Origin of the sequence: Labedella gwakjiensis, assembly GCF_003014675.1 — a bacterium.
GTDB lineage: Bacteria > Actinomycetota > Actinomycetes > Actinomycetales > Microbacteriaceae > Labedella > Labedella gwakjiensis.
Genome location: NZ_PYAU01000001.1, coordinates 3,526,726 through 3,543,656 on the forward strand (window position 1 = coordinate 3,526,726; position 16,931 = coordinate 3,543,656).

The 16,931-nt window shown below is 67.3% G+C and carries 14 protein-coding genes and 2 tRNA genes; 7 read left to right on the top strand and 9 right to left on the bottom strand.

Features of this window, described 5'->3' with window-relative positions; all coding sequences use genetic code 11:
• The first annotated feature begins 46 nt into the window (after window positions 1-46).
• From valS to CLV49_RS16615, 3 genes are read left to right on the top strand one after another with little or no spacing between them, the layout of a single operon-like run.
• Complete coding sequence (valS, locus tag CLV49_RS16605; protein WP_106564534.1) at window positions 47-2,632, top strand: valine--tRNA ligase; 2,586 nt, start codon at window positions 47-49, stop codon at window positions 2,630-2,632.
• A gap of 11 nt (window positions 2,633-2,643) precedes the next feature.
• Complete coding sequence (locus tag CLV49_RS16610; RefSeq protein ID WP_106564535.1) at window positions 2,644-3,123, top strand: GNAT family N-acetyltransferase; 480 nt, start codon at window positions 2,644-2,646, stop codon at window positions 3,121-3,123.
• Window positions 3,120-3,365 carry a hypothetical protein gene (locus CLV49_RS16615; RefSeq protein ID WP_106564536.1) on the top strand — a complete coding sequence of 82 codons (246 nt, stop codon included), beginning with the start codon at window positions 3,120-3,122 and terminating at the stop codon, window positions 3,363-3,365. The genes CLV49_RS16610 and CLV49_RS16615 overlap by 4 nt, the downstream gene beginning before the upstream one ends.
• 6 nt (window positions 3,366-3,371) lie before the next feature.
• On the opposite strand, the gene CLV49_RS16620 is transcribed toward CLV49_RS16615, so the two are convergent.
• From CLV49_RS16620 to CLV49_RS16630, 3 genes are all read right to left on the bottom strand, one after another.
• Window positions 3,372-3,584, bottom strand: coding sequence for a hypothetical protein (locus CLV49_RS16620; protein ID WP_106564537.1), 213 nt, complete (start codon window positions 3,582-3,584; stop codon window positions 3,372-3,374).
• On the bottom strand, window positions 3,581-4,186 hold the full coding sequence (locus tag CLV49_RS16625; RefSeq protein WP_106564538.1) for a winged helix-turn-helix domain-containing protein: 606 nt from the start codon (window positions 4,184-4,186) through the stop codon (window positions 3,581-3,583). Before CLV49_RS16625 ends, CLV49_RS16620 begins: the two co-directional genes overlap by 4 nt.
• Window positions 4,187-4,259: 73 nt before the next feature.
• A complete protein-coding gene (locus CLV49_RS16630) occupies window positions 4,260-5,078 on the bottom strand; it encodes a methyltransferase domain-containing protein (protein WP_106564539.1) in 819 nt (272 codons plus the stop codon).
• A 63-nt stretch (window positions 5,079-5,141) separates the two neighbouring features.
• Here CLV49_RS16630 and CLV49_RS16635 point away from each other — a divergent pair, with 63 nt between their 5' ends.
• Window positions 5,142-7,181 carry a M3 family metallopeptidase gene (locus tag CLV49_RS16635; protein WP_106564540.1) on the top strand — a complete coding sequence of 680 codons (2,040 nt, stop codon included), beginning with the start codon at window positions 5,142-5,144 and terminating at the stop codon, window positions 7,179-7,181.
• Window positions 7,182-7,263: 82 nt separating this feature from the next.
• Here CLV49_RS16635 and clpX read toward each other — a convergent pair whose 3' ends face one another.
• The 5 genes from clpX to CLV49_RS16660 all read right to left on the bottom strand — a co-directional run bounded on the left by clpX (window position 7,264) and on the right by CLV49_RS16660 (window position 11,615).
• Window positions 7,264-8,541, bottom strand: a complete 1,278-nt coding sequence (clpX, locus tag CLV49_RS16640; protein ID WP_106564541.1) for an ATP-dependent Clp protease ATP-binding subunit ClpX — start codon at window positions 8,539-8,541, stop codon at window positions 7,264-7,266.
• A gap of 137 nt (window positions 8,542-8,678) precedes the next feature.
• The gene (locus tag CLV49_RS16645) at window positions 8,679-9,347 is read right to left on the bottom strand and encodes an ATP-dependent Clp protease proteolytic subunit (protein WP_106564542.1); all 669 of its coding nucleotides are present in this window, start codon (window positions 9,345-9,347) and stop codon (window positions 8,679-8,681) included.
• Window positions 9,348-9,382: 35 nt separating this feature from the next.
• Entirely contained in the window at window positions 9,383-9,997 is a 615-nt protein-coding gene (locus tag CLV49_RS16650) for an ATP-dependent Clp protease proteolytic subunit (RefSeq protein ID WP_106564543.1), read from the bottom strand.
• A 157-nt stretch (window positions 9,998-10,154) separates the two neighbouring features.
• Complete coding sequence (tig, locus tag CLV49_RS16655) at window positions 10,155-11,495, bottom strand: trigger factor (protein ID WP_106564544.1); 1,341 nt, start codon at window positions 11,493-11,495, stop codon at window positions 10,155-10,157.
• Window positions 11,496-11,538: 43 nt separating this feature from the next.
• Window positions 11,539-11,615 (bottom strand) — tRNA-Pro (locus tag CLV49_RS16660).
• 211 nt (window positions 11,616-11,826) lie between these two features.
• On the opposite strand from CLV49_RS16660, the gene CLV49_RS16665 reads away from it, so the two are divergent.
• Together CLV49_RS16665 and CLV49_RS16670 are read left to right on the top strand one after the other, a co-directional pair.
• A tRNA-Gly gene (locus CLV49_RS16665) sits at window positions 11,827-11,900 on the top strand.
• A gap of 77 nt (window positions 11,901-11,977) precedes the next feature.
• A complete protein-coding gene (locus tag CLV49_RS16670) occupies window positions 11,978-12,175 on the top strand; it encodes a hypothetical protein (RefSeq protein ID WP_106564545.1) in 198 nt (65 codons plus the stop codon).
• Between the two features lie 274 nt (window positions 12,176-12,449).
• Here the strand turns inward: CLV49_RS16670 and CLV49_RS16675 are convergent, their stop codons facing one another.
• Window positions 12,450-12,995 carry a gamma carbonic anhydrase family protein gene (locus CLV49_RS16675; RefSeq protein WP_106564546.1) on the bottom strand — a complete coding sequence of 182 codons (546 nt, stop codon included), beginning with the start codon at window positions 12,993-12,995 and terminating at the stop codon, window positions 12,450-12,452.
• A gap of 553 nt (window positions 12,996-13,548) precedes the next feature.
• Here CLV49_RS16675 and CLV49_RS16680 point away from each other — a divergent pair.
• The gene (locus CLV49_RS16680; RefSeq protein WP_106564547.1) at window positions 13,549-16,911 is read left to right on the top strand and encodes an SCO7613 C-terminal domain-containing membrane protein; all 3,363 of its coding nucleotides are present in this window, start codon (window positions 13,549-13,551) and stop codon (window positions 16,909-16,911) included.
• Window positions 16,912-16,931 lie beyond the last annotated feature (20 nt).

The window sequence follows — 16,931 nt, forward strand, 5'->3', positions numbered from 1 at the left end:
AAGAGGCACGTTGACACGGTGCCGCCCACATCGAATCGGAGATCCCATGAGCAACGCCCTGCCCGACAAGCCCGCACTCGAAGGCCTCGAGGAGAAGTGGGGCGCCACGTGGGAGAACGACGGGACCTACCGATTCGATCGTGACGCCGCGGTGTCGCGCGGGCACGGATCGGTGTACTCGATCGACACTCCCCCGCCCACGGCCTCGGGCTCGCTGCACATCGGGCACGTCTTCAGCTACACCCACACCGACGTGATCGCCCGGTACCAGCGGATGCTGGGCCACACGATCTTCTACCCCATGGGCTGGGACGACAACGGCCTGCCCACCGAGCGTCGCGTGCAGAACTACTACGGCGTCCGCTGCGACCCGACACTCCCATACATCGATGGATTCGTCCCGCCCCATGACGGAGGCGAGGGCAAGAGCGTCAAGGCGGCCGATCAGGTGCCCGTGAGCCGCCGCAACTTCATCGAGCTGTGCGAGCGTCTCACCGTCGAGGACGAGAAGCAGTTCGAGGCGCTCTGGCGTTCCCTCGGACTCTCGGTCGACTGGACACAGAGCTACCGCACGATCGACCACGACTCTCTCCGCATCAGCCAGAAGTCATTCCTCCGCAACCTCGAGCGTGGCGAGGCGTACCAGGCCATGGCCCCCACCCTGTGGGACGTCACATTCCGCACGGCGGTGGCCCAGGCCGAACTCGAGGACAAGGACCAGCCGGCCGCGTACCACCGCATCGCGTTCCACCGCCCCGACGGCGGCACGATCGAGATCGAGACGACCCGACCGGAGCTGCTTCCCGCCTGTGTCGCCCTCGTGGCCCACCCCGACGATGAGCGCTTCAAGCCGTTCTTCGGAACCACGGTCACGACCCCGCTCTTCGGCGTCGAGGTTCCCGTTCTCCCCCATCACCTCGCCCAGCAGGACAAGGGGGCCGGCATCGCGATGGTCTGCACCTTCGGCGACGTGACCGACGTCGTGTGGTGGCGCGAGCTCGACCTCCCCAATCGCACGATCATGGGTCGTGACGGTCGCATCATCGCCGAGGCGCCGGACGTGATCACGTCACCTACCGGTCTCGAGGCGTGGGAAGCGGTGACCGGGAAGACGGTCTTCAGCGCGAAGCAGGCCGTCGTCGAACTCCTGAAGGAGTCGGGTGACCTCATCGGAGAGCCACGCTCGATCACGCACCCGGTGAAGTTCTTCGAGAAGGGCGACCGGCCGCTCGAGATCGTCTCGACGCGTCAGTGGTACATCCGCAACGGCGCTCGGGATGAGGAGCTCAAGGCCCGGCTGCTCGACCTCGGCCGGGAGCTCGAATGGCACCCCGACTTCATGCGCGTCCGCTACGAGAACTGGGTGAACGGACTCAGCGGTGACTGGCTCATCTCCCGTCAGCGGTTCTTCGGTGTACCCATCCCGCTCTGGTACCCGCTCGACGCCGATGGTGAGCCCGTGCACGACTCCCCCATCGTCCCGTCTCCGGAGTCGCTTCCCGTCGACCCGTCGAGCGACGTGCCGGACGGCTACGACGAGTCGCAACGTGGTGCGCCGAACGGCTTCGTCGGTGAGGTGGACATCATGGACACGTGGGCCACGTCGTCGCTGACCCCTCAGTTGGCCGGCAAGTGGGACACGGATCCCGAGCTCTGGGACGCCGTGTTCCCGTTCTCGTTGCGACCGCAGGGTCAGGACATCATCCGCACCTGGCTGTTCTCGACGATGCTGCGCTCGGCTCTCGAGTTCGATCAGAAGCCGTGGGACCACGCAGGGCTGTCCGGCTGGATCCTCGATCCGGACCGCAAGAAGATGTCGAAGTCCAAGGGCAACGTCATCACCCCGGCGGTGATCCTCGAGCAGCATGGATCGGACGCTGTCCGATACTGGGCGGCTTCCGCGCGCCTCGGGACGGATGCGGGCTTCGATCCCCAGAACCCGACCCAGGTGAAGATCGGTCGCCGTCTGGCCATCAAGGTGCTGAACGCGTCCAAGTTCATCCTCTCGTTCCCCGCCGCGGATGACGCACAGGTCACGGAGCCGGTCGACCTCAGCATGCTCGCGACGCTGCGCACCGTCGTCGCCGACGCGACCAGGGCGCTTGCGGGATACGACCACGCACGTGCGCTCGAGATCACCGAGAGTTTCTTCTGGACGTTCTGCGACGACTACCTCGAGCTCGTGAAGGAGCGCGCCTACGCCGAGGGGACCCCGGGGCAGGCCTCCGCCGCCGCCGCCCTCCGGCTCGCCCTCGACGTGCTGCTCCGCCTGTTCGCGCCGGTCATCCCCTACGCGACGGAGGAGTCCTGGTCATGGTGGCACGACACCTCGGTCCACGTGGCCTCCTGGCCGACGGAGGAGGAGCTCGCCGTGGCCGCCGGCGGTGACACCGAGCTCCTCGACCTGACGAGCCTCGCTCTCACCTCGATCCGCCGTGCCAAGACGGACGCGAAGGCTTCGCAGAAGACCCCGGTCTCCTTCGCCGAGATCGCGGCTCCCGCCGAGTCCGCCGAGCGTCTCCGCGCGGTCGCGGGCGATCTGCGAGCCGTCGGCCGCATCGCGGACCTCTCCATCGTCGAGGGCGGCGACCTCGCGGTCACGCGTGTCGACCTCGCCGTCACCGAATCCTGAACGGACCGACCATGACCATGATCCGCGCCGCCCGCGACGATGATTTCTTCCCGTGGCTGACCCTGTACGAGGGCTATGCCGAGTTCTACCACCAGCCCCTCACTGATCAGCGGTCGGTGAAGACCTGGCAGTGGATCGTGCGCGGCGACCACGGACTCCGTGCGTTCGTTGCGGAGAACGGCGACGGAGACCTCGTGGGCCTCGCGCATGTCCGCACGATCGCTCAGCCTCTCGAGGGCACGACCGCCCTCTACCTCGACGACCTGTTCGTGGCCGAATCCGCGAGGGGTGCCGGAGTCGCCACGGAACTGCTCGAGTTCCTTCGGTCGCTCGCATCATCCGAAGGCCGCTCGGGTGTCTCCTGGATCACCGCTGACGACAACGCCGCTGCGCAGGCGGTCTACGACAAGCTCGCGACGCGCACCAGCTGGGTGACGTACGAGATGGCCGCGCAATCGACCTCCTCCGTCGCAGAGGAGTCGGGTCCGTGAAGCTCGGCACGCGCTGGGGCTTCGGGAGTGCTCCGCCCACGGCGGTGCCGATCGGCATCCATGCGGCGATCAGTGAGGCAGAAGCCGCGGCGGGTCCGGCCGGCGAGGGTTCGTCTTGGACGCTCACGTGGCTCGAGGGCCGTCCGATCGCCACTCTCGACGACGGTACGACTGTGACGATCGACGGCGGAATCCCGCGCATCAGCACCGTGGACGGCGAGGACGACGCCGACGCCTGGTGACGTCGCTCAGCGGGGAAGGATGCCCGAATGAGCGATCGCGGCCGCGGTGGAGCGCTTCTCGGAATACCGAGCGATGAGCTGTTCTCGTCGGAACGCACCGTGGGCGCGACGGATACCCCACGCTTCGAGGGCACGTCCGAGTCGGATGAGGGCGAGATCCACGCCGTCGGCCGATTCCGTTCCGCGGTCGACGAGCGTTCCCGCAGCGACGGTTGTCATGATTCCCCCTCGAGGCTCTCTGGAAGCGGAAGACTGTTGTACTGGACCGTGACGGGCCGGACCCCGTCGCCCTCCTGGTCGCGATGGCGGTCCACCCAGGTCTGGAGGAGCGCGTAGACCTCGGAGTTGAGCGCGTCGAGCTGGTCGGCCGTCAGACGCAGATTCGCTGAGGAGAACGTCGCCGCCTCCTGCCACGCCACGCTCTCACGCTGGAAGTCGTCGACGAAGAACCGTTGGATCTCACGCGTTCGCCTGTTGATCATCTCCCGCAGGACGAACCCGGAGGCCTCTCGCCCCGACGGAGTGGAGAGGACGTCTGCGCCGCCCATCGTGACGCCGCCCGGCGGCCGTTCCCACCAGCGCTCTCGCGCGGTCCCCTTGCCAGGCACCTCCCTGATGAGCCCGTGCTTCGCGAGCTGGCGCAGGTGATAGCTCGTCGCGCCCGAGGACTCTCCGAGATGTGCGCCGAGGCCCGAAGCCGTCTGGGCCCCGTATTGAGACAGGGTGTCGTAGATGGCCACGCGCAGAGGGTGAGCTATGGCCTTCATCGCGGAGATGTCGAGGGTGCGCTCTTCGGCCACGGGGCCGTCATCGTCGGTCATGGCTCGACCGTACTACCGCAAAGCTTCCTTTGCAAGGGTTTCTTTGCAATGTTTGCTTTGCACGCTGACGTGCTCAGACGCGAGCGATGATCTCCCCGTGGGGCATCGAGAACCAGGCGTCATCGTCATCCACCCACGCGGTCCACGCGTCGGACACCGCCTGGAGGTCGGCGAGGGTCGCGACACCGGCTTCGATCGACTGCGGCGCGAAGCTCGAGGCGACCGCTCGCTCCGCCCAGGCACCGCCCCACCACTCCCGATCCTCTCGGCCGGAGAAGCACCAGATCGACGCGGTGCTCGTCACGTCGCTGAATCCGGCCTCATGGGCGAGGGCCTTGAGCGCGCGACCTGCGTTGGGATCGCCCCCGTTCGAGTGGGCCACTCCCTGATAGATCCGCATCCACTCGGCCAGACCAGGAAGGAGCGGGTACCAGGACGCCGACAGGTAGATGACGTCGCGAGCCGCGACGATACCGCCTGGTCGCGTCACGCGTCGCATCTCGCGGAGTGCCGCGACCGGGTCGCCGAGGTGCTGAAGGACCTGGTGAGCGTGCACGATGTCGAACGAGTCATCCGGGAAGTCGAGGGCGTACGCGTCACCCGAGGTGAACTCGACATTCCGGAGGCCCTCCGACTCCGCGAGGGCAGTCGCCTGGCCGACGACGTCCGCTGCTGCGTCGAGGCCGACGACTCGACCCGGTGCGACACGGCGACCGATGTCGACGGTGATCGTGCCGGGCCCGCTCCCGACGTCGAGCACATCGAGACCCGGTCGGAGATGAGGGGCCAGGTAGGCGGCGGAGTTGTCGACGGTCCGCCAGGAATGAGCTCGGAGAACACTCGCATGGTGGCCGTGGGTGTATCGCTCGGTGCGTTGTGGTGCGTCAGGCATGTGTCGAGCCTATTGCCCCGTCGTGCGGGATTCCGCCGTGTGACGAGGTCGTAGTGTGGAGGGATGTCGACACAGGACAACCCTTTCATCGAAGCCAGCACACTCCCATACCAGCTCCCGCCGTTCGAGCGCATCACCGACGAGCACTACCTTCCCGCGATCGAGGCGGGCATGGCTCAGCAGCGGGAGGAGGTCGAGGCGATCGCGTCCCAGAGCAAGCCGGCCGATTTCGACAACACCCTCGTGGCGCTCGAGCGTTCCGGTGCGATCCTCTCCCGCGTCCTGCACGTGTTCTACAACAAGAGCTCTTCCGATTCCAATGACGCGACGAACGCGATCGAGGAACGGATCGCTCCCCTGCTCGCCGCTCACGAGGACTCGATCCGCCTCGATTCCCGTCTCTACGCCCGTATCAGCGCATTGTGGGACGCTCGCGACGACCTCGGGCTCGACGACGAGCGGGCGTACCTCCTGGAGCGGTACTACACCGAGTTCACGCTCGCAGGCGCCGGCTTGTCCGACGACGAGAAGTCACGACTGACGGAGTACAACGCACGGCTGTCCTCGCTCACCACCGCCTTCGAGAAGAACCTCCTCGCCGACACGAACGACCTCGCCGTCGTCGTGGAGGACGTTGCGGACCTGGCGGGTCTCAGTTCGGGCGAGATCTCCGCCGCCGCCCAGGCCGCCGCTGATCGCGGACTCGAGGGCTCGTACGTCATCACACTCGTACTTCCGACCGGTCACCCGTCGCTTGCTTCTCTCCAGAACCGCGACGTGCGCGAGCGCATCATGACCGCATCGCGGTCGCGCGGTACGCGTGGCGGTGACCACGACAACCGCTCCGTCCTGCTCGAGATCGTCAAGCTGCGCGCCGAGCGTGCCCGTCTCCTCGGCTTCGCCGACCATGCGTCGTTCGTGACGGCCGACCAGACGGCGAAGAATCCTGAGAACGTCGCCGATATGCTCGAGCGTCTCGCGCCGGCTGCCGCGCGCAACGCCCGTGCGGAACAGGCAGAGCTCGCCCGGGTCTCGGAGACGGGCGCCGTGGAGAGTTGGGACTGGGCGTTCCTCACCGAGATCGTCCGCCGAGAGCGCTATGCCGTCGACACCGCAGCGATGCGACCGTACTTCGAGTCCGAGCGCGTTTACCACGACGGCATCTTCACTGCGGCCTCGAAGCTCTATGGATTGTCCTTCACGGAGCGACCCGACCTCGTCGCCTACCACCAGGATGCCCGTGTCTTCGAGGTGTTCGATGAGGACGGCAGCGCCCTCGGCCTCTTCATCCTCGACCTGTACACGCGCGACTCCAAGCGCGGCGGCGCCTGGATGAATTCGCTCATCGCGCAGAATCGTCTCCTCGACCAGCCCACGATCGTCGTGAACAACCTCAACGTCCCCAAGCCGTCGCCCGGGGAGCCGACTCTCCTGAGCTACGACGAGGTCGTGACCGCGTTCCACGAGTTCGGGCACGCGCTGCACGGCCTCCTCGCCGATGTCACCTTCCCCCGGTTCTCTGGCACGAGCGTCCATCGCGACTTCGTCGAGTTCCCGAGCCAGGTGAACGAGATGTGGATGCTCTGGCCGGAGATCCTCGCGAACTACGCCGTGCATCACACGACCGGCGAGCCCATGCCGGCAGATCTCGTGCAGAAGCTCCACGAGTCCGCGGCGTTCAATGAGGGGTTCAGCACGAGCGAGTATCTCGCGGCCGCGCTTCTCGACCAGGCATGGCACCGCGTCACGGCGGACGAGGAGATCACCGATGTCGCTGCGTTCGAGGCCGCGGCCCTCGCGCGGGTCGGACTCGACAACCCGTCGGTACCGCCTCGCTATGCGAGCACGTACTTCGCGCACACGTTCTCAGGCGGCTACGACGCCGGCTACTACTCCTACATCTGGAGCGAGGTCCTCGACGCCGACACCGTCGAATGGTTCCGCGAGAACGGCGGGCTCACGCGTGAGAACGGAGACCGGTTCCGGCGCTACGTCCTGGGCATCGGTGGTTCGACGGACCCGATCGCGTCCTACCGGGAGTTCCGCGGCCGCGACGCCGACATCACTCCCCTCCTGAAAAGGCGTGGACTGCTCGCAGACTGAGCGCGGAAGACCCGCGTCACGGCGAAGGGCGCCGCATCCCTGAGGATGCGGCGCCCTTCGTGACGTTCCGGCGACGGCCGGTCTACGCGGACTTGTCCTGGCGACGCTCGGCGTGGGGCACGATCGTGGGAGCCGCATTGTCGAGAACCGACGCCCGCGTGACGACGACCCGGGCGACCTCGTCGGTCGACGGCACCTCGAACATGATCGGTCCGAGGACCTCCTCCATGATGGCGCGGAGACCACGAGCTCCGGTCTTCCGGAGCACCGCGAGGTCGGCGATCGCCTCGAGAGCATCCGGGGCGAAGTCGAGCTCGACCCCGTCGATCTGGAACATGCGCTGGTACTGCTTCACGAGCGCATTCCGTGGCACGGTCAGGATCTCCATGAGAGCGTGCTGATCGAGTGGGGTGACGGTCGTGACCACGGGAAGACGGCCGATGAACTCGGGGATGAGACCGAACTTGTGGAGGTCTTCCGGGAGTACCTCGGTGAAGAGGTCGATCTCATCGAGCTTGGAGTGAAGGGGCGCACCGAAGCCGATGCCCTTCTTGCCGGCGCGGGACGAGATGATCTCCTCGAGCCCCGCGAACGCCCCGGCCACGATGAACAGCACGTTCGTCGTGTCGATCTGGATGAACTCCTGGTGGGGGTGCTTCCGGCCACCCTGCGGAGGCACCGACGCCACCGTTCCCTCAAGGATCTTCAAGAGCGCCTGCTGGACGCCCTCGCCCGAAACGTCACGCGTGATCGACGGGTTCTCGGCCTTGCGGGCGATCTTGTCGACCTCGTCGATGTAGATGATGCCGGTCTCGGCTCGCTTGACGTCGTAGTCCGCCGCCTGGATGAGCTTGAGGAGGATGTTCTCGACGTCTTCACCGACGTAGCCCGCTTCGGTGAGCGCCGTGGCGTCAGCGACGGCGAACGGCACGTTCAACCGCTTCGCGAGGGTTTGCGCGAGGTATGTCTTACCGCAACCGGTCGGGCCGATGAGCAGGATGTTGCTCTTCGCGATCTCGATGTCGTCACCGAGCGAATCCGCACTCGTGAGGGTCGACTTGGCTTTCACACGCTTGTAGTGGTTGTAGACGGCGACAGACAGGGCCTTCTTCGCTGCCACCTGCCCGATGACATACTCCTCGAGGAACGAGAAGATCTCCTTGGGCTTCGGGAGCTCGAAGTCACCTGCGGGCTCTTCGCCCGCTTCGGCGAGACGCTCCTCGATGATCTCGTTGCAGAGCTCGACGCATTCGTCGCAGATGTACACACCGGGGCCGGCGATCAGTTGCTGGACCTGCTTCTGGCTCTTGCCGCAGAACGAACACTTCAGGAGGTCTGCGCTCTCGCCTATCCGAGCCATGCGGTCACTCCCTCTTAAGCGGTGGTACGTACTGTTCTGTCAGCCTAGCCGCTCCCTCCGACAACGCTGCGCAACCGCCTCGGCTTTTCGAGGTCGATTGCGCAGCGTCGTGAGTGGAGCCCGGACGGTGTCCGGTGCTAGCCCTGGGTGATGGCCAGCGGGTTCTTCCGGGTCGTGAGGACCTGGTCGATGAGCCCGTACTCGAGGGCTTCTGCCGCACCGAGGATCTTGTCGCGGTCGATGTCCTTGTTGACCTGCTCCTGCGAACGGTTCGAGTGATGCGCGAGCGTCTCCTCGAGCCACGTCCGCATGCGCAGGATCTCGGCCGCCTGGATCTCGATGTCTGACGCCTGCCCGTGACCGGATTCGCCGACGGCGGGCTGGTGGATCAGGATGCGCGCGTTCGGAAGCGCGAGGCGCTTGCCCGGCGTGCCCGCAGCTGTGAGCACGGCAGCGGCCGAGGCCGCTTGGCCGAGCACGACGGTCGACACGTGGGGCCGGATGTACTGCATCGTGTCGTAGATCGCCGTCATCGCGGTGAAGGAGCCACCGGGTGAGTTGATGTACATCACGATGTCGCGGTCCGGGTCCATGCTCTCGAGCACGAGGAGCTGGGCCATGATGTCATCGGCCGACGCGTCGTCGACCTGAACTCCGAGGAAGATGATGCGGTCCTCGAAGAGCTTCGCGTAGGGGTCCTGGCGCTTGTAGCCGTAGGCGGTGCGCTCCTCGAAGCTCGGGAGGATGTAGCGCGCTCCCGGCATCTCCATGGAGCGGCCGGCAGCAGCGAACGTGGGGGTCTGCATGGGGTTCGTCCTGTCTCTCGTTCTCTCGCCGGCGATCAGACCGCGGGGTTTCCGGTGCCGCCGTCGGCGACCTCGGTACCGCCGCCGCCGATCACGTCGGTCGCGGACTCGCGGATGTGGTCGACGAAGCCGTACTCGAGGGCCTCCTGCGCGGTGAACCAGCGGTCACGGTCACCGTCCGCGTTGACCTGCTCGAGCGACTTGCCCGTCTGATCCGCCGTGATCTGCGCGAGGCGGTTCTTCATGTCGATGATGAGCTGCGCCTGAGTCTGGATGTCGCTCGAGGTTCCGCCGAAGCCACCGTGCGGCTGGTGCAGCAGGACACGGGCGTTCGGCGTGATGTACCGCTTGCCCTTCGTGCCGCTCGTGAGCAGAAGCTGCCCCATCGAGGCCGCCATACCGATCCCCACCGTGACGATGTCATTGGGGACGAACTGCATCGTGTCGTAGATCGCCATACCCGCGGTGATGGATCCACCGGGCGAGTTGACGTAGAGGTAGATGTCCTTCTTGGGATCCTCGGCCGCGAGGAGCAAGATCTTCGCGCAGATCTCGTTCGCGTTCTCGTCCCGGACCTCGGAGCCCAGCCAGATGATCCGGTCCCTCAGAAGTCGATCGAATACACTCTGGGCCATCAGAGGCTCTGCCATGTCGCGCTCCGTTTCAGTTGTCGCTTGCGTTATCGAACTTATCGGGTGCGACGCTGGCGGGTCGCCGTGTTCGCCGTGGGCGCATATCGAGCCGCATCAACGGCGAAGCGGGCCGTCGACATGACGTCGACGACCCGCTTCACGGAAGAGGAACGGCCTACTTCGAGGCGGACTCGTCGTCCGCATCGGCGGCGGCGTCCTCAGACTCGTCGATCTCGTCGTCGTCCGACGGGATGAACCCGCTGAGGTCGACGGGCTTGCCATCGGTGTCCACGACGGTGACCTTGCCGAGCGTGATGGCGATCGCCTTGTTGCGTGCGACCTCGCCCATCATCTGCGGGATCTGGCCGTTCTCGTCGAGCACCTTGATGAACTCGCCGGGCTCCATGCCGTACTGGGCTGCACCCTGGATCAGGTAGGACGTGAGTTCCTCCTGGCTGACCTGGACCTTCTCGGTCTCCGCGATCTGGTCGAAGAGGATCTGCGTCTTGAAGGTCTTCTCGCTCGATTCCGTGACCTCGGTGCGGTGAGCGTCATCCTCGAGACGACCCTCACCCTCGAGGTGACGGTGCACCTCGTCCTCGATGAGCTTCGGCGGAACGGGGACGTCGACCTTCTCCAGGAGGGCGTCGACGAGCTTCGTGCGCGCCTCGTTGCCCTGACCGAAGGCCTTCTGACGCTCGACCTGCTCGGTGAGGCTCTCGCGGAGCTCGGCGATGGTGTCGAACTCGCTCGCGATCTGGGCGAAGTCGTCATCGGCCTCAGGAAGCTCGCGCTCCTTGACAGCCGTGACCGTGACGGTGATCTCAGCGGTCTCGCCGGCGTGCTCTCCACCGAGGAGGTCGGACGAGAACGTCGTCGTCTCACCGGCGGTGAGCGACTCGAGCGCCTCGTCGATACCTTCGAGCAGCTCGCCGGAGCCGAGCTCATAGGAGATGCCGGAGGCGTTGTCGACCTCGTCGCCGTTGATCGTGGCGATGAGGTCGATCTGGGCGAAGTCACCCGTCTTGGCCGGACGGTCGACGGTGACGAGCGTGCCGAACCGGGTACGGAGACGCTCGAGCTCCTCGTCGATGTCCGCGTCGGTGACGGCGGCGGGCTCGACCTCGATCGTGATCTCGTCGAGCGCGGGCACCTCGACCTCGGGGCGGACGTCGACCTCGATGGTCACGAGGAGGTCGCCGGAGAAGTCCTTGTCGCTGGGCCACTCGGTGATGTCGGCCTCTGGACGGCCCAGGGTGCGGATGCCTTCGGTCGTGACGGCCTCGCGGTAGAACTTGTCGAGGCCTTCGTTGACGGCGTGCTCGAGCACGGCGCCCTTGCCGACACGCTGATCGATGATGGGCGGCGGGATCTTGCCCTTGCGGAATCCGGGCACGTTGATCTGCTCGGCGATGTGTCCGTAGGCGTGGTCGATGCTGGGCTTCAGCTCGTCCGGCGTCACGGCGATCGCGAGCTTGACGCGCGTCGGGCTGAGCTTTTCGACGGTGGTCTTCACGTTGGTACGTTCTCCTGGTTGGTGGATCTGACGTCAGTGGTCGTGGTCGGGGCGACAGGATTCGAACCTGCGACTTCCCGCTCCCAAAGCGGGCGCTCTACCAAGCTGAGCTACGCCCCGGCTGACTCAAGCCGGTGGTCACACGACCTCGCGTAGCTGGCGTCGGGCGGATGGACCTCATGCAGTCTAGCCTCAATCGAGCGCGGCACCCTGACCCACGTGCACGGAACGGCCACGTCGATGTAGTAACCTTGCAGGGCGCTTGCGGCGTCTGACGCCGCTTTCGTAGCAGTGACAATTGAAATCCCCCCGACGGATATCCGCCGGATTCGGGGCTGTAGCTTAGTGGTAAAGCCTCTGTCTTCCAAACAGATGATGCGAGTTCGATTCTCGTCAGCCCCTCCATCTCGACCGACCTCCTGGTATACGGGTCGTCCGCGAGCGCGACCTGGGGCCGAAGGCATGATCACCGAGCGACGAGCATGAACGCACGCGATCAGAGGCGTCTCACGCGGGCGCGTGCCCTCTGGACCTTCGCCGCCTCGGCCTTCACGGTCGCCTCGGCCATCGCGTTCGGACTCGGCCGTCCCGGGCTCGGGGTGGCCTTCCTCGTCGGGCTCACGATCTGTCTCGGTGGGCTCACCCGTGCCGGGCGTTCGACCGGGGGACGGCGCGGTTAGGCTGACCCCTCAGTCGCCCTGCTCGACCCATCGCGCGAGCTTTGCGAGGAATCGCCGACGTTCGCGCCGAGACGACCGGGGCATCCATCCGCTACTCCCTCCCCACATCATGGTCGGAGGGGTGAAACACCACAGCCCGATCCTGGTCCGCCAGATCACGACGTTGTCGTGGGGCTCGGTATCGGTGTCGATGATCGCCCGACCGCGCCGAACACCGACACATTCATGACGCGCCACCACCGTTCGGGGCGGTAGCTCGGGAAGCGTCCCCCGTTCACCCGGCTATCGCGCCACGGTGCAGCGCGCTGTACTCGATGTAGGTGTCGGCGTTGCGCCGGAGGCCGTCGATCTCGTCGTCCGTGAGCGAACGCCTGACCTTGGCGGGGACGCCCGCGACGAGACTGCGCGGGGGGACGACGGTCCCGCCGAGCACCACAGCTCCCCCGGCGACGAGACTCTCCTCTCCGATCACGGCTCCGCTCAGAACGACGGCACCCATGCCGATGAGACTGCCGTCGCCGATCCGGCAGCCGTGCACGACCGCGTTGTGACCCACGGACACTCCCGCGCCGATGGTGACTCCGCTCCCGGAATCGACGTGCACCGCTACCCCGTCCTGGAGGTTGCTCCGCTCGCCGATCACCACGGGCGCGCGCTCGGCCCGCACGACCGCGTTGTACCAGACGCTCGCACCGGAGGCGATCGTCACGTCGCCCACGATGCGCGCGCCGGGAGCGATGAAGACGCCATCGGCGATGCGTGGGGCCGGTACGCCGGGAAGAGCGATGGCGGTCGATGGGACGTGGTGGTCTTCACTCATGGCCACACGCTAGCCGCTCCCCCACGGCCTGGGCACGACCGACCTGTGGACGGCGGGGGATCCCACATCGGGGGGCCCAGTACGAGAAGCTCGCACGCCCTCTGGCAGAGTGTGCGGCATGACCGATTCGCAGCACCCTCGAACGGCCCATCCGCAACGGTTCTGGCCCGTGCGTCCCGCGGACCTCGTGGACACGTCGCTCTGTCCGTCCTGCTTCCGAACGCTGGGCGCGTCGGTATGCGGGTTCTGCGGGCTCGACCTCCGCACGCCACTCGCTGCCCGAGTCCTGGAGCTCGGGCGGGCGATGGTGCAGACGGAGGCGGAGCGCCAGGCCGTCATCGTCGATATCCGGCACGAGGCCTGGCAACGGGCAGCTTCTCGCCCCACGCCCCCTGACCAACCGACGGTCGTTCAGGCATGGGCGGCTGCAGGCCCGACGACGACATCTCGCGAGACGGCAGCCGGCGCGATCCCGGCGCCCGGTCCGTTCCCACCCCCTGGTGGACCCGCGCCCCGTGATGAGGCCCTCCCGGTTTCGCAGGGCCGCGCCGGAGTGCCCGCTCGACAGCCGGTCTCGCCTCAGCGCATCGGCGAGTCGCCCGAGCAGCACCGTCGCTCGACCGGACAGATCCTCCTCCTCACGGCGGGTGTCGTCCTCGTCTCGGTGTTCGCCATCTTCTTCGCGATTCTCGCCTACGTCTTCGCCACCGTGGAGTTTCGTTCGATCCTCACGGGTATCGCGAGCCTCCTCGTCCTGGGTATCGCGTGGACGCTGCGCTCCCGTCGACTCGCGGGCACCGCTGAGGGAATCGCCGTCATCGGTGTCGTGCTGCTCCTTCTCGACGTGTGGATCATTCGGGTGAATCGCCTGTTCTCCGTCGATCGTCTCGACGTGTGGCTCTACACCGGACTTGCTCTCGTGGTCCTCGCGTCCATCCTCGTCGGCATCGCCCGACTGACGGGTCTCCGAGCCCCCTCCCTCTCCGCGGTCCTCGTCGCTCCGGTCGGGGTCTTCGCGCTCGGTGTCGGTGGCTCGGCATCCTTGGACGACGGGGCTGCACGAGTACTGCTCGGCGCTGTTGCGGCCGTCCTCGTCGGCGCGGTCGAACTCGTCGCACCGGTGCCTCGGGCCGAGCGCGAGATGACTCGCCTCGGCGCGTTGATCTTCGGAGTCGTGGCCATCTCCGTGGCCGGTGCCGCATTCCGCACGATCGACGGGGGACCCGTCCTCGCCTTCGCCCTCTCTGCGGCCGCGTGGTGTCTCGTCCTCCTCGTCGCTCATCGGTCGACGACCGCCCTCGCGGGCCCGGCGTGGCGGGTCCTCGCGGGGCTCGGACTGGCGCTTGCGCTAGGGGGCCTCGCCGTCTCCGCCGCTGACGAAGTGGCGACGACTCCCCCGGTCGTCGATGCGCTGCGCCCCGTGTTCCTCGCGGCGGCCGCGCTTGTCGTCGTCGCCGTCGCGAAGTCCGTGCCGGATGCGGCACGGCGCACCTTGCACCTCGTCTCGGCCGTCATGATGTCGTTCACGTCCCTCGCACTGCTGCTCCCGGCGGGCCTCGTCGTCGAACATGCAGGCGATGCGCTGTCCTCTCCGTGGTTCAGGACGTACCCGACGGGAGCGCTTCTCGTGGGAATGGAGGGTCTCGCCGAGTCCACCGCCGGCCTGGGCGTCACCGCGGTCCTCGTAGCCCTCCAGCTCCGCGCCCTCGGCGCTGGGCGGGTCGTCGCGATCTGGGGGTGGGGTCCCGTGGTCGTCTTGTCGCTCGCCGTCATCGGCGGCGCACTCGCCGTTCCGGGCGTGGTCGTGTCGATCGCGATCCTCCTCATCGCCGCCGCTGTCGCACTCGTGCTGTGCGTGTGGAGTCGACCTGGCCCCCAGATCCGCACGACGGCGTTCGCGTGCAGCATCATGCTCGCGCTGCTCACCTCCGCGCTGGCGACCGCCAGCGCGGCCGTCTGGCCGGGGGCCGCACTTGTCACGCTCGTCATCCTGGTCGGCGCCCGCGCGCTCGTTTCCCAGCGGCGCACACCCGGGGCCGCAGCGTCGGGAGTGATCGCCTCGACCAGCGTCGCCGTCGCCGTCATCGGCATCGGCCTCGTCGCGCCTTCGTGGGCGCGATCGATCGACCTCGTCGGCGGGCCGGTCCCCGACGGTTTCGGCGTCGCGGTCGCCGGTGCCGCCGTGCTCATCGCGCTCGCCCTCCTCGTCGGCCGGCTGACCACTGTCGAGGCCGTCGTCGTCGCCTGTCTCGCTGCGGTCGCGACCGTCGCATCCTGGGGAATCGTGTGGGTCCTCCAGAACGGAGTGGCCGACGTCGGCTGGCGGATCGCGATCGCGCTCTCGGTTCTCGCTGCGGCGGTCTGCTGGAGCGGACGACGTCGGCCCGAGATCGTTCGTGTCATCGCAGTGTCGGCCATCGTGCCCACGTCGACGGTCATGGCGGCCGAGATCGGCCTGTGGCTCGACCACGGAGCGACCGAGGGCCTGGGGGTCCTCGCGGCCGGCGGCACCCTCGGCCTCATCGCTGCGGTCAACGCCGTCCGGGTCGCGCGGTCTCGGTCCGTCGCTCTCGCCGCGGACATCGGGACCGCCGTACCGGCGCTCGTCATCCTCGTCCTCACGGCCGGCCTCGGCGCTCCGCTCGGGCCACTCTCGCTCCTCATCCTCGCCGCCGCGCCGACATTCGTCGCCTTCCGCCCGATCGGAGGCGTCCACCCCCGTCGACAGCTCGGTTGGGTCGGCGCGATCCTCGCGACCGCGGCGCTCTGGTGGTTCCTCGCGGATCGGTCGGTGGACACGGTCGAGTTCTACTCCCTGCCCGTCGCCGGGCTGCTCATGATCGTGGGAGGCGTCTCGACGATCAGTCGTACGCGAACCATCGAAGGCCGACGGACGCCGCTCGGGCGCATCCAGGGCGCCGACGTGGTTGTCGGTGCGGCTGCGGCCATCGCGACACTCCCGAGTGCGTTCCAGGCGGGGTCCGGGCCGATCGGGCGCGCCGTCGTGGTCGTCGCGATCGGCGTCGCGCTCCTGGTTCTTGCCCTGGTCCTGCTCCGAGATTCGTGGCTCCTGCGTGGACGCACCATCGCGTGGTTCACGGCATTGGCGGCCATCGGTGCACCCCTCATCTTCCGCGTCCTCGGACCCGACGGCACCCGTGCCCCGGCGGAGATCCTCGCACTGCTCGCCGGTGCCACGTCGGCGTTCCTCATCGCGGCGGTCGCCGTCTCGCTCTTCCGGGCTTCCGCTCTCCTCGCGAACGCCGCAGCGACCGCGAGCTCGATCGTCGTGGTCGTCTGCGCGTCGTGCCTCGTCGGGCAGGGATCACTGGAGGGCGTCGACGGGCTGTCCTGGCTCCTGATCGTCGGCGCCACCGCCGTCGTCGCGACGACTCGATCAGGGCGATCCTCCGTGGTCACGGCGATCACGTCGACCGTGGGTGCCGTCGTCCTCGGTGTCACCATGCTGGCGACCGTGCCCCAGGTCGAGTACGTCAGTGTGCCGCTCGCCGCCGCCGCGATCGTGGCGGGGGCCATCCGGCTCGCACGTGATCGCGCCGCGCGCTCGTGGCCCATGCTGTCACCGGGGCTGATCCTGCTCATCCTGCCCTCACTGGCGTACGACTTCGGCGAGACCACGTTGTGGCGGGTCATCGCGGTGGGCCTCGTCGCCGTGGGGGTCCTTCTTATCGGCGTCCTCCGGCGACTGCAGGCTCCCATCGTCATCGGCGCTCTGACGGTCATCACCCACGGGCTGGCACAGCTCTGGCCGTGGATCTCCGGGCTCTACGAGTCCGGCTACTGGTGGCTCTGGGCAGGCGTCTGCGGTGTCGTCCTCATCGTCTTCGCCGCGCGATACGAGCAGCGCGTGAAGAACATCCGGGACGCCCGCCGGGCTCTCGTCGCGCTTCGGTGAGGCTTGCCTCACTAGAAAAC